A 24878-nucleotide genomic window follows, 5' to 3' on the forward strand; every position below is an offset into this window, starting at 1 on the left:
GTGGGCATCGCAGGCACCGGAATTTCCACAATTTGCTCGTTAGACCCTATTCCTTTGAAAATCTGTCCAGGTGAAACGGGGCGATTGTCTCTGAAGTCTCACCCGTCAGAATCAGTTTGGAAATCTCATAAGCTGTGATGGGTGTGAGTAAGATGCCGTTGCGATAGTGTCCTGTTGCGTATATTAGATTCTCGACAGGTGTTTTACCGAGTATGGGAGCGTTGTCGCTGCTACCGGGACGTAACCCTGTCCACGTTTCGATAAGTGGCAGTTCATAAATATCCGGCACAGCCTCACACGCCCCGTGGAGGAGTTCATATATACCGCCAACGGTCAGATCCGTGTCAAACCCCATCTCCTCGGTTGTTGCACCGACGATAAGTCTACCATCAGTTCTCGGCACTAAATATACCGGCATCGGATACCTCGCCTTGACGGTACGGATGACGTTTTTGATCATAATGTCCTCCCGCATTTGCAACGCCAACATCTGTCCCTTCACGGGACGCACGGGAGGGATACTCGTATCTGGTAACCCGCTGATCTGCCCAGACCAACATCCTGCGGCGAGAATACACACATCTGCGCCTTGAAAACCGTCTTGTGTTTGAATACCCGTTGCAGTTCCGTTTTCTATGACAATTCTTTCAACAGGACTATTTTGATGCAACACGCCGCCGCGCCCCTGATAGGCACGCTGGAGTGCCTGAGCCATCAGTCGGTTATCAACTTGATGATCAGTTTCACAACGAATAGCTGCAGTCACATAAGGTGAGAGTGCCCCTTCAATTTCACGTGCTTCTTGTCCACTCAACCACTCGACATTCAACCCTAAATCTTGTTGTAAGTCATAAGCATGCCGGAGTTGATAGGCATCATCAGGTTCAATTCCTATAATGAGCGTACCTTCTGCGCGGTAACCGATTGACATTTCTGTTTCTGTCTCTAACTCATCGACCCATTCCGGGTAGCGTGCTAAACTTTGATTGCTAAGTTTGAGGAGGTCGAGTTCGTCGATATGTGCTTCAGCAATTGGGCCGAGCATACCGGCGGCTGCCCAAGAGGCACCGCGCCCGGCTTGTCCGCGCTCATGAATGGTGACAGCGGCACCCGCTTTCGCCAGCTGCCACCCGATACCAAGTCCAATCACACCGCCACCAATGATAAGAATCTTCTTATTTTTCATTATTCGTCTCTTCTGATAGATTGATGAATCAATTTTTTCCTTTGACTGTTTTGAAAATCAATTTTTGATGCGCGAATTTTGGAGACACAACAATTTTTTGTTAATCCACCGGCATCGCGTGTGCCGTGATTTCCACGCCCTGTTCGCTCCAGAATTTATAGGCACCGTGGTGAAGCGGAATGACAAACGCCTTCGGTGCATTCTCGATCGTCATGTCAGCAGCAGCTTGGTTTGTTTGGAGCATCGCCTGATGACCCTCTGATGAGTAAATATGCTTCAGAAGTGCGTAGATTGTCTCCTCGCTTACTGCTTTGTTTGAGATGAGGACTGTCGGCATCAGAATCGTCTTCACCGATTCAACCTTACCTTCATAAGCACCCTCCGGCAGAGAACCAGAGAGATAAAACGGGTACTTTTCGTAGAAACCGTGCTTTTTCGCAGGTGTGTCGAGATCTATCATACGGATGGATTTAATCGTCGTCAGTTGGATAACAGCACTGTTCGGGACGCTGACAAGCCACTGGAATCCATCTACCTGTCCATCTTGGAGTGCCTCCGCAGCGGCGGTGCCACCTTTGTAAATCGGCGTGAACTCGCCCCAGATACCTGCCAGTTTCGACAACCGTTCTAACGTCTGAGCTGTCCCGGACCCACTCGCTCCAGATGCGATTTTTTTACCAACAATGTCCTCAAATTCATGTACATCGCTGTTTGCCAGTGTTGAAAATTGATCATAGGCGATAAAGAGCAGCGTCACCATCCGGATATTGGTTTTCGGTCCTTCTTCTGCGAAAATTTCTTCTCCATGATAACCGAGATACGCTTCAGAGGCAAAAACGACACCGAGTCCTTCTGCATCTTCGTTTACGCGCCGCGTATTTTCAATGGATCCCGCTGAGGCTTCAACAGATATTTTTATGTGTGGCTCTTTGTGGCTCAGAACGTGACTAACACCGCCCGCAAATTGTGAAAAACTACCACCAATGACACCCCCCATAATCGAGATCCATTCCCTCTTTTGCGAAGATGCATCCCTTGTTGCGGCTTTTTCACTCGATTGCTTGTCGCTGCACCCGTAAAAAACGACCAACACAGCCAACGCGACAGATATGAATAGATGAAGTTCGTTATGATATGCAAATCTACCTTTTGTAAACATAAGATTTCCTTTTGCGTTTGTATATTACATAGTTATCAGTTGTCAGTCCAGAGATATTTGTAGTGTTTACAGAATTCGCAACTGCCGCAAGAGACTCTTAACCGATAACTGATGACTATAAGAATACCAGATATTTTCTCATCTTTCAAGAGTTTTCTGATGTGATTACGAGAAGCATAAATTTGCTTGATAAATGTCTACGAAACTGTTAAACTTTAAGAGTTGGACAAAGAAAAAAGGAGGCGACAAAGAACAATGAGACGTTTCTGTGCGCATCTGTTACTGGTCGGATTCAGTCTGTGCTTCATTATCGGTCCTATTGCTGTTAGTGACGCGACGACGAAAAAACGTATTGCTGTAATCTATTTTGAGGACCACAGTCGGTTTGATTCACCTACTGGATGTGGTTGTGTGCCGGGCTTCATTGGGAGTATGTTTGGCACGAAGAAACGGTGGGATTTGGGGGCGGGGTTCCCCAAAATGCTTAATCGGAAGTTAGTTGAAACGACCGTATATGAACCGGTGAGTGAGGATGAACTCTTAGATGCCATGGGATTTATGGAACTCTCGCGGCCGATCTTAAGGAAGTTGGATCAGGCGCAACGTGCTGAACTGGCGAAGCGTTTAAAGGCAGATGTGCTTGTAATGGGAGATATCCGAAGGTTTAACCAAGAGCGTTTAAGGGCTAACGCTTCTCGGACCCTACGGGAGGGTGGACGTGAAGCACAGCGAGGCAGTGCCAGTGCCAGTTATATGGCGCCTGTCATTTTACGCGGTTCTTTCCATCGTGTCACGGTTGAACTGAATATGAAATTTTATAATGCTTCCGGCAGTGTAGTCGCTGAACCTCGCATTTCTACCAGTGGCGACCATTCGTATGCTGGTACAAAGATCGCTTCCCTTGAAGCGAGTGTGACGGAAGAAGGCACGAACCTCACATTTGGTCAGACACCAGACACGCAACGGGCAAATCCGCGGCCGATTGTCAAACCAACGGAGTTGAATCAAATCCAATTTGCGAGTGCCGAATACGACAGGACGCTTTTCGGTATGGTAACGAATCAAGCGCTCATCAAAGTCGTGTTAGCACTTCGTGATAACGTCGGACCCAATTTCATTACGCCTTGGGAGTCGAAAACTGAAACCCCGAAAAAAGCACAGGAAACTGCTGAGAAAGCAGCAGGAAAAATAGTCGATGGACCTATCAAAGGGAAAATCCAATATGTAGATAACGAGAACCTTGATAAAATTTATATCAGTATTGGGTCTAACAGAGATATCGCTATTAACCAAGAATTTGCTGTCTATACCAGAGGCAAACCCGTGCGCGACCTTGATACTGGTGAAATCCTCACCTACCTCGAAAAACAGGTAGCAGTTGTGGCGGTTTCTGAAATCCTGAATGATAAGATTTCCATATTCCGTGTCGTTGAAATGACGGAAGATCTCAAAATCGGCGACGTTGTTCGCGAAATTACCGCTGATGCTGACGCGTCTGCACAATCCGATCCTGAAGCAGATGCGGCTGAAGAAGAGAAATAGATTCTCTAAAGGAGTGCTATATGATACAGCTCTCAACTTTTTACAGCAAGATTTGTGTAAAAGCCACATTGCTCTTCTGCTTTTTGGCAGTGGGTCTCGTAGTACTATTCGGATGCGATACTCCGAATACGCAAAGGAAAAGCGACACAGCGGATTCTACCGGCACGCCTTCTTCAGATGCGGTGGACAAAAAGATTAAAATCGGTTTATCCATGGATTCCTTACGGGTAGAGCGATGGCAAAAGGATAGGGATATCTTCATAGCCGAAGCAGAAAAACTCGGTGCTGAAGTTATTGTTCAATCTGCTGATGGCGATGAACGGCGACAAAATGAACAGGCAGAGAACATGATTACACAAGGTGTGGATGTCCTCGTCGTCATTCCCAAGGACAGTGTTGCTGCCGCCCAAATTGTCCAAGCCGCACATGCAGAAGGGATCAAGGTGATTGCCTACGACCGCTTGATTCGTGAGAGTTCACCCGATCTTTATATTTCTTTTGACAACGAGAAAGTCGGGTATTTGCAAGCCGAATATCTGCTGCGTCAGAAACCGGAGGGTGACTATTTCCTACTCGGTGGGGCACCGACGGACAATAATGCCCAACTCCTGCGGAAAGGTCAGATGCGTGCTTTGCAAGCTGCAATTGATAGTGGCGACATCCGATTAGTGGCAGATGGTCAACATTGGGCAGTCAATTGGGATCCACGCGACGCACTCAAGAAGGCGGAACAGGTCTTAACGCAGACAAACAATCAGATAGACGCTGTTGTCGCTTCTAATGATGGGACTGCGGGTGGTGTCATCCAAGCACTTGAAGGACAAAACTTGGCGGGGAGTGTCCTCGTTTCTGGACAGGATGCGGAACTCGCTGCGTGTCAGCGGATTGTCAAAGGCACACAAACAATGACGGTTTATAAACCGATTCATCTCATCGCAACCAAAGCGGCGCAGGCTGCCGTTGCACTCGCAAAGGGTGAAACAATCGCTGAAGCCACGCAGACCGTTAATAACGGCAAAATTGACGTGCCATCAATCCTACTTACGCCTATCCAAGTTGACAAAATGAACCTTGATGAAGTCGTCATTAAAGACGGATTTCACACACGCCAAGCCGTTTATCAGGAATAGTTGTCAGTCGAAATGCCTATTTTTTTATTTGGAATAGATACTGGAGACATCGGCATTGGGGACCGACTCGGGTGGGTGTGGCACTCTGATGCGTATCAGAACATCGTCATTATTATCTTGGGGGTCATTATAGGATGGCTCCTTCGCTACGCCTCTCGACAGGAGTATTGGCGGAATGCTGTTCGGCAAATTCGCGGAAATCGGATTGCCATTGTCTGCTTCTTTATTCTTTTGGGATATCTTCTCATCGGGGGCTTGGATAGTATCTCCTGGCGGGATCCTCTGTTTAACCAAGAAGGTGTTCTGACACGCAGCGAAAGCAGGCGGGTTGTTTACAGACCGAGGTCTCTCAGTCTCCTTGATAGACTTTGCACGCCGCTTCGAGAGCGGACCGAGAAAACCTATTCCGCACCCTTAGCAACGCACCTATATGCCAAAAGTACCGTTCAGACCCCTGATGGACAAACAGCTCGCGAGTATCCGCCGCTCGCGTATCCACGCACACACCTTTTGGGCACCGACAAAGTCGGTAGCGATGTCTTCTATCGTGCCTTAAAAGGCATCCGAACCGGACTCATCATCGGCGGATTTACCACCTTGCTTCTTGTGCCTTTCGCCATATTTTTTGGTGTTATTGCTGGCTACTTTGGTGGCTGGATAGATGATGCCGTTCAGTATATCTACGCCACACTTGATTCGATCCCCTCTATCCTTCTTATTGTTGCCTTCATGCTCCTTTTCGGACAAGGGTTGTTCAATCTCTGCCTCATCATGGGAATCAGCGGTTGGACGGGGTTGTGTCGTATCTTGCGCGGCGAGACTTTGAAACTCCGAGAATTAGAATACGTGCAAGCCGCTGAAGCCTTCGGTGTGCACCGTGGATTCATTATTCTCAAACATCTCGTTCCGAACCTTATGCATATCGTGCTAATCACCTCTATCTTAGGGTTTAGCAGATTCGTGCTGGCGGAAGCGGTGCTGAGTTATCTCCAAATCGGTGTTGATCCGACAATGGGAAGTTGGGGGAATATGATTAACACGGCGCGTTTGGAACTCGCCCGTGATCCGATTGTCTGGTGGAATCTTGCTGCAGCGTTTGTCTTCATGTTTGGGTTGGTGTTACCGGTGAATCTATTCGGCGATGCTGTGCGTGATGCCTTGGATCCGAGACTGCGAACGGAGTAGACAACCAATTTTTTCCGTCCGCTTAAAAACAAACAACGGGCATTTCTACCCGTTGTTTATCGTTTTCAGACTGTTTTTGGTAAGATTACTCTTTCTCATATTCCTTGAGGAATCCTCTGAACTCCCGACGGTGCTTTTCTTCATCGGCGAGGAGTTTGATGCAGAGGTCTTGCGTGACGTAATCTATCCCATCACAGAGGCGAATAATCTTATTGTATTGTTCGATTGCAGCGTCTTCCGCTTCAATGACCCCGTGAATTGTTGCGACGACATCGGTTGAATCTTCCGGCGGTTGGAGTGATGCCTGTTCCGGTTTAAAGGCGAATGAGCCGGGAACCCGTCCGTCAATCTCCTTAATGCGGGCGGCAAGTTCCTGCGCGTGTGTAATTTCCGTCTGGATGTCCTCTGCCAAGGATGTCTTAATCTCTTCGGCACGGATACCGTCCAGATCAACAGAAATCGCCAGATAATTAAGCGTTGTTTCTAACTCCATCCAATAAGCGCGAGTCAGTTCTTTGATGATTGCGTCTCTTCTTCCGTTTTCCATTGTTTTCTCCTTTTATAGATGATTGCATTATTTGGTATGTTCTATTAGTGTACCGTACCTTAGAATGGGATTTCAACCTTTTTCCTGCTGTCGCAGAAATATATGTATTAGTGGATTTTAAACGGAGCACCGCGTGATTCCTCTTTATAAAGACTCCAAAAAGGCAATAAGCGCGTTGCGCTCTGATTTTGTCATCTGCTCAACGATTTGCCGAGATCTTTTCGCTTCGCCCCCGTGCCAAAGAATGGCTTCCATTAGATCCCGCGCCCTGCCGTCGTGGAGCAAGTTGGTATGCCCGTTGACTCTTTTCATCAAGCCAATTCCCCACAAGGGCGGCGTGCGCCATTCCCTACCGCTGGCGTGAAAATCTGGGCGGTTGTCCGCCAACTCAGGTCCCATGTCATGTAACAGCATATCTGTATATGGGTGGATTGTCTGATTGCTGACCGAGGGAACACCCACTAAAACACCGGTTCTTAACGTAGGCACATGACAACTCGCGCATTGTGCTTTGGCAAAAAGTTCTTCGCCCTGTTTAACTTGTGGGTTATCCACGTTGCGTCGCGCTGGCACTGCCAATGTCTGAACGTAGAATGTTACGACCTCTAAGATATCGTCGCTGACCTCTGGTGTTGCGCTGTGTTTAGTGAGCTGGGGTTGTCCTGCGGAGTTCTCAATTGAAAATAGAGACGTTGTTAGTCCCATATCATCGTGGTACGCCGCTGCAACCTGCTGAATAAGCGTCGGTTGATTTGCTTTCCACCCGAAACGTCCCAGGGCGTAACGCTGCTTAACGACATCCCAGACATAATTAGGTTTACCAGAAATACCGTCCCCGTCTACATCGGCTTCGTCTGCGTAAGCGAGGATAGTTTCTTCAGGAATCGCTTCCAGCAAACCGAGTCCAAAGACAACCGGTGCGACGCGTGGCGATACTTCGATGTTTTCTGGCAGGGGTTGGTAAGTATCCGTAAAAGTATAGTTCGGATAGCGTAGATGCACGCGCGTGCCATCTACCGTTGTCAACGTCTGTTCGGTATAGTCAATCTTGACCTTTCCTTCCGGGTTTGCATTGACAATTGAGCGGTTGTTAAGTTGTGTACCGAAGCCAGGCACCGGTGTTGGCGGCATTCCGGCTGCCGAATCCTCTGCTTTTGGAAGGCTGAGTCTGAAGAGCATTGACACCAGTTTCTCGTTGGGACCCGGGGGGTGTCCACGCCCATCACGTGCGTGACAATTGATGCACGATATGTTGTTGTAGATAGGTCCGAGACCGGGGTTAACCTCTGCAGGTGCTGTCACAAACGCTGCTTCAAATTCACGGTCACCGTCCAGGTGTTTCTCAAATGCTGTTGGGGAAAGATTAGGAGCCGGGATTGAAAAGGCGTGGCTTGAGGCATCAAAGATCGTTGTCTCACCACCCGAAAACTCGCTCGTCGAAGATATGGGTATCGACTCTACAGCCACAGGAGACTCGGTGTCACACGCGCTCAGCAGAACCGCTAAGAAAAAGATGAGGAATGTTAAGCTCTGAAAATGTTTCATTTTAGTTGTTAGTCGTCAGTTATCAGTATTCAGTTAATTTAATTAAACTCGCTTGATTGAACGAGCGGGAGTATATCTTGTTCAAGTGTTAGTTGTACCGTGCTAACAGCATCGATTGCAGCTTGGACAGCACTGCGATTTGCGGTAATCGAATCGCGGAACGGATCTGGAATTGCCCCAATAGCGTCGATGGCTGCTTGTACTTCTTGCTGGAAACGGGCATCTAAATCAGAATCCTGACTGTTCACGAATTCGTTCAACCCCTGTCCATCCGTTACGAAATTACCCATGTAAACGTTCTGAATCCCACGGATATTGTCTTGGAAATCCGAGATGGAGTTGAAACTGAACTGGGATTCAACAAGGGTTGTGTCCGATTCGTTGTAAGGGTCAGATATTTTACCGTTCGCAACCTCATCAGCGATGGTTATCATGCCGTTTACCATCTCTTGCACCACGGCACTTTGGGATGGATAGATAACACTCCCTGTACCAGCTTGTGCCACTGCACTGCTGAAGTTTTCACCTTCTGGTGCCCACGCTAAGCGTAGTTGAGAGGTACTCGTCTTAAGGTTCTCTGTGGTTGAAACGAGGTATTCCAATTCACGTCTGGTTATATCCGATGCTTTACGTTGGTTGCCATCGCGGAACAGTAGGAATTCGATGGTGTGAAATCCTTTTTGTGTATCTTCTAATCCACTGACAAAATCCACCGTTAGTGCATCATTGCTGTCCAGAACAGACTGTAAGTTAACGTGATCGACGGGCCAACTATCTAACGCTGGATCGAGCCCTTGTGTGTCAACGGGACCGAACAGAAACGCTTCGCTCTGTTCCCAAGGTGTTCGGGTTGCTATCCACGCTTGTTGTGCTTTTTCAAGATTCCCTTGTGAGGTATCCGCCTCCAGCGTCTTGACGGCTGCCAACAGTTCACCGGCTTTGTTATCGAGGTCGGTGTATGTGGCTAACACAACAGTGTTGGCGAAATCATTGAGCATCGTGCTTGCATCAAAAGCAGCATCTTGCGAACCGTTAAGTTCATCCGCCTCATCATCACTGCCACATCCTACAACAAAGGCGGATGCAAGGAGCAAACAACACATTCCTATAGCAAGTTTTGACTTGCAAGCTGCGTCAAAAAGTGTCCAAACTTTATAGAGTTTCATACAAAACCTCCGTATTTGTAGATGATTAACTTTTCCTTAATATTGAAAGCCAAAGCCGAGCGAGAAAGTATTTTCTCTGTTTTTGTCTTTCGTTGCTAACCGTCGGAGAGAATAGTGGCTCTTAAAAACCATTTTTGGATGGACATGGTAGTTAATCCCAAAAGTCCATGTGTTTCTTTCCCACCGCGGATTGTCGAAGATAATACCTTCAACGCTCGCCATGGTATCATAAAAATCATAACGCGCGAAGACATCCAAAGTCTTATCTGAAGGCTTGTCCTCCAGATCATGATGTTTCGTGCTGTTATTTGGTTTCGTGAAAAATGATAGAATATCGTAGCCTGCCTCAATGTACCAACCGAGGGCTGAACTCCCTATGGGTGTACGCTTTACATTGAGATTGTTGGAAAGCGTCCGATTGACTTTAGACAACCGATCGGCATTCTCAAGCCTGCCCCAGAGAAACAATCCGCGTACCTTCACGGCATTTACTTCATAAAATCCGTGAAGACTCACAATTCCCACGTGGGCATCAAAATCCACATCAGGTTTTGGTCGGTTCGCGGCGGTGTCTCCGTAGTAGCCAGAGATACCGACGGTCGCGTTTTCATGAAACGCGTAATCGAGCCGTCCGACGAATGTAGGTGCCTCGGCGTTGGCTGTTTCAAATCGAAGTTGGTGTCCGCGAACTATCCAGTGCCGGGAACTGAAACCGGTCGAATCCAATCCGTTGACAATTTGTGCCTGATAGTTCAGTGAGCCGAGCGATCCGAAAATTTCGACACCGGTTTCATGCCAAATCGTTGGAATGATATGTGCTTCCGATTCGGGACGTGTTGTCGTAAAGTAGTGTTGGGGTCGATGCCGCTTTGCAACAAGCCCTACTGGGACTATAATATGTCCGACACGGAAGTTGAGGGAAGATTGAAAAGAAAAAACGGCAGCGAGTTTTTCAACAATGATTTCACCGCCTTTTTCGATTTCTGTCTCGAATTCTCCAAACTCTTCAAATTTGTCAAATTCCATTGTGCTACCGGTACCGCCGTGTTCAAACTCCAATTCCGATTCAAGTTGGATGGTATCGTTGATGCGGTATTTTGGCGCGATGACGAAACGTTCCACATCAATAGCAGCTCGCCTGCCCGGGTCAAGTTCCCAATCAAAGTGAGAATAGTGGATGATTCCGTATCCAGAGACCGAGAACGAATTTGATTCAGCAAAAGCAGCATCGCGATTAAAAATCGCTCCTACGAAAATAAACATTCCCCAAACAGTGAGGAACACGGGTTGTTTTCTCATAAATACAGATCTCTAACAAATATGATATTGAGATTCATTATCATATTTAGTGGCGTTTGCCCGAAATTTTTGATTTTATATTGGAGATTGCGTTTTTTAAAATTGATAACGAATCTCAGTATCTTTAATTATACCTACAATTCTCGCGAATGTCAAAGAAATTCGCGATAAATTGGCAGGTAACCGCGTGAATTGTGTTAATTATACCTACAATTTCTGTAAATGTCAAAAAAATCTACAGAAAATGTGAAAATTTCTAAAAATCCGATAAATGGATGAACCACGCGTTGACTAAAATCGGTCGGGCCACCAAACGTGCGGATGACCGAGTGGAAAGAGGATTTCCAGCACGGGAATAATTCCTTCGCTTACCGAAACATCGGGTTCAATGACGAGATCTTCAATGCTTCGTCTCCCCATCATCAATTGGATGAGTTTATCCTGTGGCATCTCAAGATTGAAGGTGTTCGCTCGACTGTTGGTATGTGCAACGCTGCCCTTATCAATTTCTAAGCAATCCTGTCCGATATCTGTTGAGATGAGGATCTTCCCGCTCCACTCTGAGAGATCGGCAGAACGTCGTAGACGTTTTCCCAATTCACTACTAATCCCTTTTAAGGTGCTTGATTGGTTGATAATCCGCATCATACCCGCGCTGTTCTTTGGGTTATTGGTATGTGTTCGGCAGCCATAACGTCGACAAAAGATAGTGAATGGATGGTCTGCGGGGATATGGCACTGGACCTGTGCTGCCCCAGTGTGTTTGGCACGGTCCGCAAGAAAGCAGACGATTGTCTCAAAAATCGTTCTGTCTTGGAATCCGATGTCACAGAGGATACAGTTCTCCTCCGTATCGTCACAGACGAAATAGCCGACTACCATATCACCTTCGTCCAGGACGACATACGGGTCAGCGTCAACCCTAAAGTTGCTCCCCATCTTGAATTTTTTCCAACGGGTCTCGTCTCGCAGAGGCGTACCCGTTCGTTCGGCGTTGTTTGCTGCGTAGAGCGACAATATCTCTGGTGCGTCGTTCTTCTCAAATTTACGGATCTGATATGTAGGTACAGCTGCCTGTGCCTCCTCCGTTTCAAGATAGATCCATGTTTCGGGTATCACTGTTGCGTAGCCAAACTTAGGATAGAAGTTCGGGATACCAAATAGCATCGCGACATCGAATCCATTCTCGGTCATGAACGCTGTAGAGTCCTCCATGACGCGCCGAGAATATCCTTTATTACGATGCGCTTCATTCGTGCCGACACCGGCGATGCCACCCATCTTGAGTTTTGCAGACCCGAATCGCATCTGATATTCAATGAGCCATAGACGACTCACATCTTCTTTATCTTCAGTCGAGAGCGATATCCGCCAAGTATTATCAGGTTGTGAGAACCGATCAATTTTCATCGCACCCCTCTATTGTTTCAATTGTTATGTCTTAATCTCTTGGTTTTGATAGTTTATGCATTACAGCGGCATATAATGCCTTGGACTCATTCTCGAATGGTCCGGGTTTACCAAAATTTTCTGGAAAGTATGAGAACAGACGCGCTTCGCTGACTTCATTAAGGTCTGTTGGGTTCCCTAACGCTTCGATTTCTCCCCAGTAAGCGATTCCCCAGTATTCGAGGTTGTACATGAAGCAGTGTACGTAACACAAAACTTCAAGGTTTCTCAGTGTTGCCCCCGTTTCCTCCAGGAGTTCACGGTGTGCTGCTTCTTCAGCCGTTTCTCTGGATTCGACGCGTCCGCTGGGTAGTACCCAGATGCCCTTATCGCGCCATTTGCAGAAGAGAATTTGGTTTTGTTGATGCGCGACGCAATTGATAAACTCAATTTTCCCTACATTTGCTGGGGGTTCCCCGAAATAGAGAAACATGTGTCCGTCTTGTTCTTCAATCTTTTGACTCACAATCTTTCCTTTCAGTAGAATCTACGATCAGTTTTCGTCCATTCAAAGGTTGTACGGGTCGGTTGTTACCGGACATGATTGATTTAAATGCTGCGACTTGCGAGTGGGACATCTCGATGGGAGTTGTCAGAACGAACCACTTAACACCTTCTGAACAGGGAGGTGTTGTCAACGAACCGGTATAGCGATAGGTGTGTTTTCTGCTCGGCAACAGATCGTAAGCATTTAAAATAACATCTTTGTTCTGTTTAGATTCACCTATGGTTGATGGCAGATACTCCCAAAAGGGATTAAATGCTGTATTGATGCGTCCGCTTTTAATAAGCACCCCAATAACAGCCAACGTCCCGTTTTCACTTTCATGGACGAGATGCATCTCCATGTCGGATAGGTCTCCTGCCACTGTATGTTCGCTGGGAGCATGAAAGTGGAATTCCAGAAGGTGGTATTTCGTTGCATCAACCTCAATCCAACTGCCTTGCTGGTATGCAACTGTGATTGTATTCCCGGTATTGTGGATGTTCAAAGATGTAGGTTGGTAATTAAAAGTAATTGGTAGAAGTTTCGTTGGTGTGGGATTCACGAGATCAATCGGAGATTGGTGTATTCCTGCACCGCACAATTGATATTCCGGACTGAGTCGTTCCCAAACGTCTGGTCCGTTTTCTGCTTCATAGCCCCAGCACACTGGCTCAATATGCTGGATAACTTTCTTTTCTTTTTTGTTTTCGTTCATATAAGTGTAAGTAAATGATGAAACTATTCCTTATTTTTCCTTATTATGTCAAAGGTGACACTCTTATCCGATGGTTTTATCTTTTCGCTGATGGATAATAACGCGATTGCCATCGGGGTCTTCGATAATCGCCCAAAAACATACAGCGGATTCACCTACAGGCGAAAGAGCGTGTATTCCTGCTTGTTCTAATTCTTGGACAGCAGCTTTCGCGTCGGCAACTGCAAGCGCGACCGTCCCTCCACCGGGTTGCGTAAAATCATAACCCTGTCCTAATACCAATGTGCCTGGATTAATCTCGAATTCCGCCCATGTCCCTTCATGCACCAAACATGCCAGTGGAATTCCAAGTAGGTCACGATAAAAGGTGAACGATTTCTGCATATCGCTCACCGCGAAGAAAGTAAAGTCAATGCCTAATATATTCACTTGACAACTGTAGCCTCCTCTGCTCACGCCTACAATGATGTACTAAGCAGCAAGGGTTTGGATGGGGTATTCACCATCGTGTTCGGATGCTGTCCAGAACGGACTCCAATCTGTGGCTCGATCCTTTCCGATGTAAAGTGTCTTTCCAATAGCTGCCCACGCTGTTCCATCGGATGCGAACGCAATACTCCCTGTGCTAATCCGATCGATGGATTCTGTGAGCTGCTCGTTCAGTTGGGTCCACGTTCTGCCGCCGTTCTCCGAGCGACAGAGCCATGCACCACCGCCTCTGGGTCCGTTTTGGACCGTGGCAATCAGAAGGTCTGGGTCTGTTGGATGTACAGCAATAGCGGTGCCGTAGCGACGCGGTAAACCTTGAGGCCGATGTTCCCATGAGTTTCCACGGTCTGTACTGATATAAACGCCGTTGGCGGTGTTTGCGTAAACTTGATGATCGTCCACAGGACACGTAGTGACCTGATGGACATCTTTATTGAGGTCTGGCGTGACGGGTTCCCACGAAATCCCTTCATCGGGGGAACGCATGATACTTCCGACATGGATGTCTGCATAACAAAAGCCGTCTTGGGTTTTGGCAAGCGTCCGCACGGCTGGGGGACCGCCCCAGGGTGTATACCATTCTTCTCTACACGGTAATTCATCAAACGCGACGATGCGTTCTGCTGGCCCCTCTTCTCCAACGAGGCGATAGACATAAGCACCTTCATCCGTTCCGATGAGCAGCGTCAACGGATTTTCACGGATAAGCAGCAAAGAAGCAATAGGATCTTCAATGCCGGTCGGAATCTGTTTCGGGTCGTTTTCTGACAGAAGCAGGAGTGTTCCGTCCGATAGAGCGAACACGGCGGCTTGACCGTTTGCCAGTGAAACCATTGCGCCGTAGCCGAGGTTTTGATGATCTGTGCCTTTATAGACTTGAATGGGGTCGCTACCTCCGTTGTTCTCGACGGTATAGATAGCGTTGTAAGTGGCAATAAACATTATGTTTTCTCCTTTGTTTTAACAAACAACTGACACACAACAGAATTCCTTTTCTAAGCATGCAGCATTTTCATAAATGTATCGTAGTTTGAAAAGTCTTCGACCCAAAAATTACATTTTCCTTTTAAACGTGCTCCGACTCCTATGAAGTGCCATCCGAGTTCTTGAGTCGCTTGCATATCCCATTCAGCGTCACCTATATATACGATGCGCTGGAAGTTATTCCCTAACGCAAATAAGCATTTCTTCATAATCGTTACGCGTTCGTCACCATCGTCACTGGAAGTTAAAACCGTATTCCTCAAATTAAATCCTGCATGCTGGAGTTTCATCTTGGCGGTATGTCTCCAACCGCCTGTAGCGAATCCAACTTCGTAGTTATCTGCAGCAGTAAGTTTATTAATCAGGTGAATAGCACCTTCTTTTGCACAGCATTTTCCACTGTTTTGAAGATACTGCCTAATCAATTCGCCGAATTTCGTACGGACTTCCTTGATTTGTGCCTTTTCCCGAATTTTATTTTCTTCCATAATTTGTCGCAAACTACCTGTGTCGGTTACATTTTTATATTTGCTCCAATCATTATGGATGTGAACTTCACCCAAGACCTCTCTTATGGCGGAGATGTAACAAGCATCATCAAAACCGAAACTTTCGACTAAAGTGCCGTCGATGTCGAATATTGTGGCGATCATTTGTTACCGTCTTCTTAATAGGTTTTAGTCAGGTTTACCCGTATGCCATCTCAGGATGTTTGCCGAGAACGCGCAGCAAGCGTTCATCAGCGCCTTCCAAGACATAATCAGGCATGCGGTAGTTTAGATAGGGCCAAAACCGTTGTGCGACGAATCGTTGTCCATAGACTTGGTGGAACAAATAACGTACTTGGTCGGTCTGGTTTGGCGCGCCGCGGTGCCACGTTTGTCCGTTGAGTAGGTAGAGGTCCCCGGCTTTCATGAGGAGTGAAACGGGTTCTTTACCCTCAAAGGTTGGCTGTTCTGGTTCATCGGGTTGCCGCCCAGAGTAGTGGCTCCCGGGAACAAATTGGGATGGACCGTATTTCACATCGTCCTGATCGGTGAGGGCGATTTGGATGGACATGCGGAACACAGGCATCCGTAGCTTTGGGTCGTGCCGTTCCATCTCAGGTGTGATCGGAAATTCCACACCATCGTCAACGTGGAAGCGGTTGATACCTAAATCTTTGCGGTTGAGGATACAACCTTGGGCGATACAGTGGCAGTGCTCACCAAGCACGGTTTCTGCGATGCTGATAATCGGCTCGCGCACGAGTAGGTCGCGAAACATAAGATCGCACTCAAAAAGACGATGCACGACAATAGGGGATTTTCCATCTTGCCGAGAACCTTTGACATTGCGCATCTGTAAGAAGTAAGGTTCCGAGAAGATTTCATCAACGCGTGCAACGATCCGTTCACACTCTTCGCGTGAGAGCACATTTCGGACAATCGTTGCCCCATTGTGATAAAAATCCTCCAAGATAGCATTCAAGGTATCCGAAGGTAAAGGTTCAGCCGGAAGTGCTTGTTCTTTGGTTTCCATGATTCTGAATCCTAATATGGATTGGGCGGTGTAAAGATTCTATTGATATTCCGTAATCGCTTCAGGATTTTTCATTGTTAACCTCGCCGTGTCTCAATTAAGAAAGAAGTTGGGTTTCGCTGTGCTCAACCCAACCTACGTTTCTTCACCCACCAATCAATTTACGACGCAAAGGTCTTCTCATCATCAAGATCCATCAGTGCGAACCATGTTTTAATGTCCGTTCGCTCTGGCGCGATTTTGTTAATCATCTTCGCCATAAGTGCCTCATAGCGTTCATCTGTGGGGCCCATCTGGGTCATCCGTTCGTTATAGGCTTCGATATCCGCTTGGCTTTTCGGATGGTTTTCCGTCAACCACGCCTCAATCTCTGCGTCGGTCGACAAAGTCTTCAATGCCTCAGCAAATTCTGCGGCGGAGATTCCTAAAAAACCGAGCGTTGCCCGGTCAATGCCTGAATCCTCACCGAAAAAATAAGCACCCAGCGAGTTGCTATTAGATGCGCGCCCTTTGTCAATCAACCGTGCGAGTTGAACCATGCCATAGACGTCTGTATTATAAGGGCTCCGTGGTGCGCGGCGGTTAAGGTCGATAATACCGAAGCTCAATTGATCGTCCACATCTTGAAGCTGGACCCAGGTGGTAATGTCCGTGCGCGTTGGATCTACTTCTTGACATCGCGCTTCAAACCGTTCCCGTGTTGTTTCATTGGGTCCATAGTTTACGAGCGTTTCGTTGAATTCATCGATTTCGGCTTGTGATTTACCGGAGTTTTCCCGGACCCATGCGCCAATTTCAAGGTCGTTGGGATTGTTAACCGCTGCCTCTTGGAAATCATCTGCAGAAATACCGAGGAATGTTAGGATGCGGACATCTTGTCCAGAATTATCGCCGTATAGGTATTCACCGATTTTCTCGGCACGTTCAGCGCGCGCTTTATCAGCCATTCGAGCGACGCCGCAGATACCGCCTACGTCTTTGGCGCGTGCACTGCGCGGAGGTCCAGCAATGAGATCCACCTGCCAGAAGCTTCCCCAATCGTCCAATTCCATGGACTGGAGTACGGTTGTGATGTCAGTTCTGCCGGGCGCGTAGCGAGCGAGCCTTTCTTTCAGGCGTTGTTTGTGTCCTTCAGTATCTGGGTTTAAGTTGATGGTTGCCTCGTTGAATTCTGCGATCTCTGCCTCGGTCTTTCCACTTGTTTCGAGTACCCACTGTCCGAGGGCAGCATCATCATATTCGCCAGCTGCTTCGGCATAAGCGTCAGCGGTAATTCCCAAAAACACTAAGACTTGCCGATCCAAGCCCGAGTTTTCGCCGTAGAGATACTCGCCGAGTGTTTCTGCGTTATGTGCGCGTGCTTTGTCTGTCAGCCGTGCCGCACCTACGATTCCGGCAACGCTCAAGTTTGTAGGTCGACGTGGTGGTTGGCGTGTCAAATCCATAATTGATATATCCTTCCAGTTCAAGAAATGAGATATTATGTCTTCCGCCAGTATTTTATCATATTTAAACGGTGTGTCAAGAGAAAATCTGAATGCATTTCCTAATTTATCTTGACATTTTTCAGGGAAAATGCTATGTTTGTCATAAAAGCGCATGGAGGAACGCGATGGGATTCCCTGTTTACGATTACCGCACGGATATACGGAATGTGTTGGTGACCCCGCAAATTCGTTCTCGTTTCCTAAGGATGGAGCCTGGACAGAGTGCTCAACGCCATAGTCATGACTTAGGACATGAGATTTTCCTGATCCTCGAAGGACGCGTCGAATTTGAAATTGATGGCGAAACCGAGGAGTTGGGACCGGGACAGATGTGTATTGCATTGGCGGATCAACCGCACACGGTGCGCGTTCTTGGTAATGAACCGATGACGATGTATCTGTCCGTTACACCACATATCCACCCGACGCACACGCCGCGGACAGAGGACGGCGAACGGCTACCACATAATTTCGTCCCTGCTCGCGCTTATGATGTCGAACCGAATATGCAGGTGTCTGTATCGGAACTCGTTGCGCGCCAAATACATGCATCACAGTTGCTTGAGGAGTTGACTCAAGCTTGTACAGCGGTTCAACAGGAGATGGGCAACCAACTGAAGGCGGCACTTGCTGAAGGTGATATGGATACGGCTACTGCAGCGCGTAAAGCAATGTGGGAGGCGATCTATCCGGTTTACAAGACACTTGCTGAATTGGGAGATGTTTGGAATACGCTTGCTCCGCGTGTAACCGATTGAGTTGTTTCGCAGACGAACTGACAAACTCTGATCCGCCTCGTCGGTTTTTAACTTGTTTTATCTTGGTGTCTATGGTATACTTAAATCAACAAAGAGGGCGTTACCTAATTTATTTGGGAAAATTGCCCGATTTGAACCGAATTTGATTTAACAACGTTTAAATTGTTTAATATTAGGATAGACTTCTCTTTTGGTTTGGAAAACCTCGTTTAAGCGATCCAACTTTGTGTATCTAACGAAAGCACGCCAACGCAGAGGGTATCCTAAATCTTGATGGATTTCTTTTGAACGAGGAATTGATCTCTGTCCCACAAGGTGGAGAAAATGTCACAATATAAATGAATTGTAAGGAGTACCTTATGATGAGAAATCAGCTTTTTAACAAGAAAATCCTTTTTTCCTTGTTAGCTGTTGTAATGTGTTTCGGGTTTACAGCGATGAGTTACGGTCAAGCCGATAGCACTGATGACCCAGAACCTACCCCGGCTGCTGAAGAGGCTGCTGAGGAACCCACTGAGGAACCTGCCGAAGAGGTTGCCGAGGAACCTGCTGAGGAACCTGCTGAGGAACCTGCCGAGGAGCCCGCTGAGGAACCTGCTGAGGAACCTGCTGAGGAGCCCGCCGAGGAACCTGCCGAGGAGCCCGCCGAGGAACCTGCTGAGGAACCTGCCGAGGAGCCCGCTGAGGAACCCACCGAAGAGGTTGCTGAGGAACCTACTGAGGAACCCACTGAAGAGGTGACTGAGGAACCTACTGCAGAGGTCCCTGTGGAAATGCCTGAAGAGGTTATCGAAGCGGAACCGGAACCGATTGTTCCTGGTTTTGATGTTACACTTGAACCGGGTTTGAATATGATTTCTATTCCGTTGATGCCTGCAGAACCGTACACTGCGAAGTCATTGGCAGAAATGCTTGGCGCGACAGTTGTCATCCAACTTGACGCTGCAACGCAGAGTTTCGTCGGTTACACGGTCACTGATAGTGGTGATGGTTTTGGTATTGATGGTGGTAGAGGTTATATTGTTAACACGCCGGCTGGTGGAATGGTGAAGTTCACGGGTGATGCGTGGGACAACCAACCGGAACCGGAACCCGTTGTTGAAGAGCCAGTAGTCGAAGAACCCGCAGTCGAAGAACCTGCGGTTGAAGAAGTTGCTGAAGAACCTGCGGTCGAAGAACCCGCAGTCGAAGAAGTTGTTGAGGAACCCGCAGTTGAAGAACCTGCGGTTGAAGAAGTTGCTGAGGAACCTGCTGAGGAACCCGCAGCTGAAGAAGTTGCTGAGGAACCCGCAGTCGAAGAACCCGCAGCTGATGGTGCTGCCAATGGTGATGCTGCCGCTAATGGCAATGGTGCTGCTAATGGTGCCGCTGCCGCTCCGGCTCTCTCGACATTCAAGAGCGCGTGGGCATTCGTCGTCGCCAGCGATATTCAAGGTATGGAGACCGGCACGGTCTACAGACTCGTCGCTGAAAATCTCCGCACTGGCAGTATCGCAACGCAGAACATCACGATGGGTGTGAAGCATTCTTCCGCTGTCTGGGCAGATCTCAACCGCAAGAGCGTCATCGAAGCAGGCGATAGACTCGAAATCGCACTCTACGATGATCGCGGTCGCGTCGTCTCAGGTCCCTTCCAACGCACGGTGACGACGACTGACATCCGCAACGCCTTCTTGAGTGTTGACTTGACAGTCGGCGATGTGCGTCCACAGGAGACGGTTTTGGCACAGAACTTCCCAAATCCGTTCAATCCAGAGACGTGGATTCCCTATCAGTTGAGCGAATCGACGGAAGTGTCGATCCAGATATATGATGTATCGGGTCGTTTGGTTCGGACGCTGAATCTGGGTTGGCAGCCGGTAGGTTCGTACATGACGCCGTCGAGTGCTGCATATTGGGATGGCAGGAATGCTATAGGTGAACGTGTAGCGAGTGGTATCTACTTCTATACGTTGCAGACCTCAGACTTTGCTGCGACCCGACGGATGGTTATCCTGAAGTAAATGGCTGTCAGTTATCGGTTGTCGATTATCAGTTAAAGACGGATGGTGTAACAAATTCGCCACTTCCTGGAATACGCCAAGTAGCGGAGGATTGTTACAAACCGCTCTTATCGACAACCGAAGACTGACAACTCATAACTAAAATTAATTAGTATCAAGTCGTTCACAATATAAATGAATTGTAAGGAGAACCTTATGATGAGAAACCAGCTTTTTAATAGGAAAATCCTTTTTTCCTTGTTAGCTGTTGTAATGTGTTTTGGGTTCACAGCGATGAGTTACGGCCAAGCTGTCGTCTCTGTAGAACCTGCTGAAGTAGAGTCCCCAGCGGCTGGGGAAGAACTCACAGTGAGTATTAATATCGCAGGTGGTGCTGGTGTCGCAGGATATCAAGTGACCGTTAACTTCGATCCGACTGCACTCAGTTATGTTTCCAGTGCAAATGCAGATTATCTACCTGCAGGTGCCTTTCCTGTACCGGCTGTTACGGCTGAAAATAGTGTTACAATAGCGGCAACTGCTATTGGTGCTACGTCTGATGGCGATGGTACACTCGCTATGGTAACGTTTGAAGTCGTTGAAGCAAAAGCGTCTGCTATCGGACTCAGCGGTGCTATCGTATCTGATGCTGCTGGCGAGCCTTTAGATGTCACAACTGCAGATGGTATGGTTACGGTTGCTGCGGCTGAAGAGGTTGCCGAGGAAACCACCGAAGAGACGACTGAGGAAACTACCGAAGAAGCCACTGAAGAGACGACTGAAGAGGTTGCCGAGGAAACCACTGAGGAAGCCGCTGAAGAGGTAACTGAGGAAGCTACCGAAGAGACGACTGAAGAGGGGACTGAGGAAACTGAAGAGGTAACTGAAGAAGCCCCGGCAGAAATGCCTGAAGAGGTTACCGAAGTTGAGATGCCTGTGAGCCAGATGTTCGAGATTACGCTCACGAACTTGACTATGGGTGAACACGGTATGAGTGGGCAAACTTTCTCACCTGCGATCTTCGCAGCACATCCTGCCGATATTAAACTTGCTGTACCCGGTGAACCCGCAAATCCTGCGATTGTTGCAATGGCTGAAGGTGGAGATACCTCAGGACTTGCCGCACTCGCAGCTGCTGCTGGCGCGAACATCGCGACAGCCATGAATGCAGATGGGACGAACAGATATACCATGCCGGGGCAATCCTCAACGGTTACCCTAACTGCTGACATGACGAACTCTTCGCTTTCTGTCGGCTCTATGCTCGTGTCAACCAACGATGCCTTCATCGCAGCGATTGACGTGCCACTCTTTGATGAAGACGGCATGCCCGTGACAGCAAGCCTTGAGTTGATGGCGTATGACGCTGGTAGTGAAGATAACACAGAGTTGGCTTCGGATATTCCGGGTCCCTTGGGTTTAGATGAAGTTGCGGACCCCGCGGGCAGTAATGAACGCGTACCAACGGTAGATGGCGTAATTATGCCTCACGAAGGTATCCAAGGTGTTGGCGATGTCAGTGAAGCGTTTGCGTGGGAAGAACCTGTCGCGATGCTGACGATCACGCCAGTTGAAGTGCCGATGGAACCCGTCGCGGAAGAACCGATGCCGGAACCTGAACCGGAACCGGAACCGATTGTTCCTGGTTTTGATGTTACACTTGAACCGGGTTTGAATATGATTTCTATTCCGTTGATGCCTGCAGAACCGTACACTGCGAAGTCATTGGCAGAAATGCTTGGCGCGACAGTTGTCATCCAACTTGACGCTGCAACGCAGAGTTTCGTCGGTTACACGGTCACTGATAGTGGTGATGGTTTTGGTATTGATGGTGGTAGAGGTTATATTGTTAACACGCCGGCTGGTGGAATGGTGAAGTTCACGGGTGATGCGTGGGACAACCAACCGGAACCGGAACCCGTTGTTGAAGAGCCAGTAGTCGAAGAACCCGCAGTCGAAGAACCTGCGGTTGAAGAAGTTGCTGAAGAACCTGCGGTCGAAGAACCCGCAGTCGAAGAAGTTGTTGAGGAACCCGCAGTTGAAGAACCTGCGGTTGAAGAAGTTGCTGAGGAACCTGCTGAGGAACCCGCAGCTGAAGAAGTTGCTGAGGAACCCGCAGTCGAAGAACCCGCAGCTGATGGTGCTGCCAATGGTGATGCTGCCGCTAATGGCAATGGTGCTGCTAATGGTGCCGCTGCCGCTCCGGCTCTCTCGACATTCAAGAGCGCGTGGGCATTCGTCGTCGCCAGCGATATTCAAGGTATGGAGACCGGCACGGTCTACAGACTCGTCGCTGAAAATCTCCGCACTGGCAGTATCGCAACGCAGAACATCACGATGGGTGTGAAGCATTCTTCCGCTGTCTGGGCAGATCTCAACCGCAAGAGCGTCATCGAAGCAGGCGATAGACTCGAAATCGCACTCTACGATGATCGCGGTCGCGTCGTCTCAGGTCCCTTCCAACGCACGGTTACCACAACTGACATCCGCAACGCTTTTCTAAGTGTTGACTTGACAGTTGGCGATGTGCGTCCCGAGGAAACGGTTTTGGCACAGAACTTCCCGAATCCGTTCAATCCTGAAACATGGATTCCGTATCAGTTGAGTGAATCGACAGAAGTCTCAATCCAGATCTATGATGTATCGGGTCGTTTGGTTCGGACGTTGAATCTGGGTTGGCAGCCGGTAGGTTCGTACATGACGCCGTCGAGTGCTGCGTATTGGGATGGCAGGAATGCTGTCGGTGAACGTGTAGCGAGTGGTATCTACTTCTATACGTTACAGACATCAGACTTTGCTGCGACCCGACGGATGGTTATCCTGAAGTAAATGGTTGTCGGTTATCAGTTAAAGAAGGCTGCTGTAACAAATTCGCCACTTCTTGGAATACGCCAAGTAGCGGAAAATTGTTACAAACCGCCGAAAACTGGCAACTCATAACGAAAAAAATAAAACGCCCCAATCTGCCGGTTGAGCTAACCGCGAATCAACGCCGATTAGCAGTCGGTGTTGGGGCGTTTTTTGATGTATAGATGAAGGAGAAGTTTTTTGAGTTATCTAAAAAATATCTTACCTGTTTGGGTGGTAATCGTGCTGCTTTTGGTTGCAGGCACGAATAGCGTATCTGCTTTCTCTTTTCTCCCGCCCCCGGATGAGAAGACTGGTGCGCCGAATGAAGGCACTTGTAGGGATTGCCACGTTGGTAATGACCTTGATGCTTCCGGTGGTTCATTGATGTTGACAATTCCCGAAACATATCAACCGGGTGAGGTATATACAATTATCGTCAATTTATCACGTGCCGGACAGAGCAAGTGGGGTTTTGAAATGACTGCGTTGGATGCGGATAGCGCACGTGCTGGTTCATTCACAGTCGACGCTGCAGCGAATACGCAGTTAACAGAAACAAACAGTAAGCAGTATATCCAGCATACGACTGCTGGGACTGCTGCAGGCACAAACGATGCGCATAGTTGGGAGTTTGAATGGACAGCCCCTGATGCTGATATAGGACCTATCACTTTCTACGCTGCGGGAAATGCCGCTAATAATGACAGTGGTATCACAGGCGATTATATCTACACAACACAGGCGGAATCAACACCGCCGGTTCCAGTAGTCGCGGGTGTGACCTTGGAAATTGTTGGGGATATGGCACTTTCGACAATGGATGCCGTTGCCGGTGTGAGTTATACCCTCAAAGTCACGAATACCGGGAATATGATGGACACAGTAACGCTTGAAGCCTCAGCAGAGGTGGGTATCGAAGGCACTGTTCTTGGTGCTTTGAGTGACAGTTCAGTTGCACTTGAGGCTGGGGCATCTGTGGAGGCTACACTCAAGGTTGCAGGAGACCTGTTCACAGAACCCGGCGATTATGCTATTGGTGTGACGGCGACCTCTGGAACGGACAGCACGATGACTGCCGAGATCACAACGACAACCACGATAGAAATGCCACCACCACCACCGCCACCACCGACCCCATGGGATGTTAACGGCGACGGGACGGTAAATATTCAGGACTTAGTACTTGTCGCTGGGCAATTCGGTCAGTCGGGTGAGTCTCTAAAAGGCGATGTCAACGGTGATGGGACGGTAAATATTCTTGATTTAGTCGCTGTTTCCTCACATTTCGGTGAAAATACAGAATAGTTGTCAGTTATCAGTTGTCGGTTTTCAGTTATGGTAAATTATAGAAATAAGTGGACATCTGGATGCCCGAACTTGTTCGGGAAAAGTGCGCT

At 48.2% G+C, this 24878-nt stretch carries 21 protein-coding genes; 7 read left to right on the forward strand and 14 right to left on the reverse strand.

Translation table 11 applies throughout. The annotated features are described in order from the left end of the window. Window positions 1-46 precede the first annotated feature (46 nt). Together thiO and OXN25_20675 are read right to left on the reverse strand one after the other, a co-directional pair. Entirely contained in the window at window positions 47-1186 is a 1140-nt protein-coding gene (thiO, locus tag OXN25_20670) for a glycine oxidase ThiO (protein MDE0427274.1), read from the reverse strand. A gap of 100 nt (window positions 1187-1286) precedes the next feature. After that, window positions 1287-2345 carry a TAXI family TRAP transporter solute-binding subunit gene (locus tag OXN25_20675; GenBank protein ID MDE0427275.1) on the reverse strand — a complete coding sequence of 353 codons (1059 nt, stop codon included), beginning with the start codon at window positions 2343-2345 and terminating at the stop codon, window positions 1287-1289. A gap of 255 nt (window positions 2346-2600) precedes the next feature. On the opposite strand from OXN25_20675, the gene OXN25_20680 reads away from it, so the two are divergent. The 3 genes from OXN25_20680 to OXN25_20690 are packed head-to-tail and all read left to right on the forward strand — an operon-like array spanning window position 2601 to window position 6202. Next, entirely contained in the window at window positions 2601-3887 is a 1287-nt protein-coding gene (locus tag OXN25_20680) for a hypothetical protein (GenBank protein ID MDE0427276.1), read from the forward strand. Between the two features lie 20 nt (window positions 3888-3907). Further along, the gene (xylF, locus tag OXN25_20685; GenBank protein MDE0427277.1) at window positions 3908-5017 is read left to right on the forward strand and encodes a D-xylose ABC transporter substrate-binding protein; all 1110 of its coding nucleotides are present in this window, start codon (window positions 3908-3910) and stop codon (window positions 5015-5017) included. A 12-nt stretch (window positions 5018-5029) separates the two neighbouring features. Further along, window positions 5030-6202 (forward strand): ABC transporter permease, encoded by a 1173-nt coding sequence (locus OXN25_20690; protein MDE0427278.1) that lies wholly within the window; start codon window positions 5030-5032, stop codon window positions 6200-6202. Window positions 6203-6287: 85 nt separating this feature from the next. On the opposite strand, the gene OXN25_20695 is transcribed toward OXN25_20690, so the two are convergent. The 12 genes from OXN25_20695 to OXN25_20750 form a co-directional block, all read right to left on the reverse strand. Continuing rightward, complete coding sequence (locus OXN25_20695; GenBank protein ID MDE0427279.1) at window positions 6288-6749, reverse strand: ferritin-like domain-containing protein; 462 nt, start codon at window positions 6747-6749, stop codon at window positions 6288-6290. Window positions 6750-6893: 144 nt separating this feature from the next. After that, window positions 6894-8294, reverse strand: a complete 1401-nt coding sequence (locus tag OXN25_20700) for a c-type cytochrome (protein ID MDE0427280.1) — start codon at window positions 8292-8294, stop codon at window positions 6894-6896. Between the two features lie 38 nt (window positions 8295-8332). Further along, on the reverse strand, window positions 8333-9460 hold the full coding sequence (locus OXN25_20705) for a hypothetical protein (GenBank protein ID MDE0427281.1): 1128 nt from the start codon (window positions 9458-9460) through the stop codon (window positions 8333-8335). 36 nt (window positions 9461-9496) lie between these two features. Continuing rightward, entirely contained in the window at window positions 9497-10759 is a 1263-nt protein-coding gene (locus OXN25_20710; protein ID MDE0427282.1) for an autotransporter outer membrane beta-barrel domain-containing protein, read from the reverse strand. A gap of 291 nt (window positions 10760-11050) precedes the next feature. Beyond that, entirely contained in the window at window positions 11051-12169 is a 1119-nt protein-coding gene (locus OXN25_20715) for a GNAT family N-acetyltransferase (GenBank protein MDE0427283.1), read from the reverse strand. Window positions 12170-12200: 31 nt separating this feature from the next. After that, complete coding sequence (locus OXN25_20720) at window positions 12201-12674, reverse strand: NUDIX hydrolase (protein MDE0427284.1); 474 nt, start codon at window positions 12672-12674, stop codon at window positions 12201-12203. Next, entirely contained in the window at window positions 12658-13410 is a 753-nt protein-coding gene (locus OXN25_20725) for a carbonic anhydrase family protein (GenBank protein MDE0427285.1), read from the reverse strand. Before OXN25_20725 ends, OXN25_20720 begins: the two co-directional genes overlap by 17 nt. Window positions 13411-13473: 63 nt before the next feature. Then, window positions 13474-13839 (reverse strand): VOC family protein, encoded by a 366-nt coding sequence (locus OXN25_20730; GenBank protein ID MDE0427286.1) that lies wholly within the window; start codon window positions 13837-13839, stop codon window positions 13474-13476. A gap of 42 nt (window positions 13840-13881) precedes the next feature. After that, on the reverse strand, window positions 13882-14841 hold the full coding sequence (locus OXN25_20735) for a hypothetical protein (protein ID MDE0427287.1): 960 nt from the start codon (window positions 14839-14841) through the stop codon (window positions 13882-13884). A gap of 53 nt (window positions 14842-14894) precedes the next feature. Further along, entirely contained in the window at window positions 14895-15536 is a 642-nt protein-coding gene (locus OXN25_20740; protein MDE0427288.1) for an HAD hydrolase-like protein, read from the reverse strand. A gap of 34 nt (window positions 15537-15570) precedes the next feature. Continuing rightward, window positions 15571-16404 carry a phytanoyl-CoA dioxygenase family protein gene (locus OXN25_20745; GenBank protein MDE0427289.1) on the reverse strand — a complete coding sequence of 278 codons (834 nt, stop codon included), beginning with the start codon at window positions 16402-16404 and terminating at the stop codon, window positions 15571-15573. Between the two features lie 161 nt (window positions 16405-16565). After that, on the reverse strand, window positions 16566-17849 hold the full coding sequence (locus tag OXN25_20750) for a DUF5069 domain-containing protein (protein MDE0427290.1): 1284 nt from the start codon (window positions 17847-17849) through the stop codon (window positions 16566-16568). A gap of 167 nt (window positions 17850-18016) precedes the next feature. On the opposite strand from OXN25_20750, the gene OXN25_20755 reads away from it, so the two are divergent. The 4 genes from OXN25_20755 (at window position 18017) to OXN25_20770 (ending at window position 24786) form a co-directional block, all read left to right on the forward strand. Then, on the forward strand, window positions 18017-18649 hold the full coding sequence (locus OXN25_20755) for a cupin domain-containing protein (GenBank protein ID MDE0427291.1): 633 nt from the start codon (window positions 18017-18019) through the stop codon (window positions 18647-18649). 359 nt (window positions 18650-19008) lie between these two features. After that, window positions 19009-20652, forward strand: coding sequence for a T9SS type A sorting domain-containing protein (locus tag OXN25_20760; GenBank protein ID MDE0427292.1), 1644 nt, complete (start codon window positions 19009-19011; stop codon window positions 20650-20652). 195 nt (window positions 20653-20847) lie between these two features. Further along, window positions 20848-23460 (forward strand): spondin domain-containing protein, encoded by a 2613-nt coding sequence (locus OXN25_20765; protein ID MDE0427293.1) that lies wholly within the window; start codon window positions 20848-20850, stop codon window positions 23458-23460. 219 nt (window positions 23461-23679) lie between these two features. Beyond that, window positions 23680-24786 (forward strand): hypothetical protein, encoded by a 1107-nt coding sequence (locus OXN25_20770; protein ID MDE0427294.1) that lies wholly within the window; start codon window positions 23680-23682, stop codon window positions 24784-24786. Window positions 24787-24878 lie beyond the last annotated feature (92 nt).

The organism is Candidatus Poribacteria bacterium (assembly GCA_028820845.1).
Classification (GTDB): Bacteria; Poribacteria; WGA-4E; order WGA-4E; family WGA-3G; genus WGA-3G.

Excerpts from the sequence above, each read along its gene's own strand:
- thiO (MDE0427274.1), bottom strand. The coding sequence starts at position 1,186 with ATGAAAAATAAGAAGATTCTTATCATTGGTGGCGGTGTGATTGGACTT.
- OXN25_20675 (MDE0427275.1), bottom strand. The coding sequence starts at position 2,345 with ATGTTTACAAAAGGTAGATTTGCATATCATAACGAACTTCATCTATTC.
- OXN25_20680 (MDE0427276.1), top strand. The coding sequence starts at position 2,601 with ATGAGACGTTTCTGTGCGCATCTGTTACTGGTCGGATTCAGTCTGTGC.
- xylF (MDE0427277.1), top strand. The coding sequence starts at position 3,908 with ATGATACAGCTCTCAACTTTTTACAGCAAGATTTGTGTAAAAGCCACA.
- OXN25_20690 (MDE0427278.1), top strand. The coding sequence starts at position 5,030 with ATGCCTATTTTTTTATTTGGAATAGATACTGGAGACATCGGCATTGGG.
- OXN25_20695 (MDE0427279.1), bottom strand. The coding sequence starts at position 6,749 with ATGGAAAACGGAAGAAGAGACGCAATCATCAAAGAACTGACTCGCGCT.
- OXN25_20700 (MDE0427280.1), bottom strand. The coding sequence starts at position 8,294 with ATGAAACATTTTCAGAGCTTAACATTCCTCATCTTTTTCTTAGCGGTT.
- OXN25_20705 (MDE0427281.1), bottom strand. The coding sequence starts at position 9,460 with ATGAAACTCTATAAAGTTTGGACACTTTTTGACGCAGCTTGCAAGTCA.
- OXN25_20710 (MDE0427282.1), bottom strand. The coding sequence starts at position 10,759 with ATGAGAAAACAACCCGTGTTCCTCACTGTTTGGGGAATGTTTATTTTC.
- OXN25_20715 (MDE0427283.1), bottom strand. The coding sequence starts at position 12,169 with ATGAAAATTGATCGGTTCTCACAACCTGATAATACTTGGCGGATATCG.
- OXN25_20725 (MDE0427285.1), bottom strand. The coding sequence starts at position 13,410 with ATGAACGAAAACAAAAAAGAAAAGAAAGTTATCCAGCATATTGAGCCA.
- OXN25_20735 (MDE0427287.1), bottom strand. The coding sequence starts at position 14,841 with ATGTTTATTGCCACTTACAACGCTATCTATACCGTCGAGAACAACGGA.
- OXN25_20740 (MDE0427288.1), bottom strand. The coding sequence starts at position 15,536 with ATGATCGCCACAATATTCGACATCGACGGCACTTTAGTCGAAAGTTTC.
- OXN25_20745 (MDE0427289.1), bottom strand. The coding sequence starts at position 16,404 with ATGGAAACCAAAGAACAAGCACTTCCGGCTGAACCTTTACCTTCGGAT.
- OXN25_20750 (MDE0427290.1), bottom strand. The coding sequence starts at position 17,849 with ATGGATTTGACACGCCAACCACCACGTCGACCTACAAACTTGAGCGTT.
- OXN25_20755 (MDE0427291.1), top strand. The coding sequence starts at position 18,017 with ATGGGATTCCCTGTTTACGATTACCGCACGGATATACGGAATGTGTTG.
- OXN25_20760 (MDE0427292.1), top strand. The coding sequence starts at position 19,009 with ATGATGAGAAATCAGCTTTTTAACAAGAAAATCCTTTTTTCCTTGTTA.
- OXN25_20765 (MDE0427293.1), top strand. The coding sequence starts at position 20,848 with ATGATGAGAAACCAGCTTTTTAATAGGAAAATCCTTTTTTCCTTGTTA.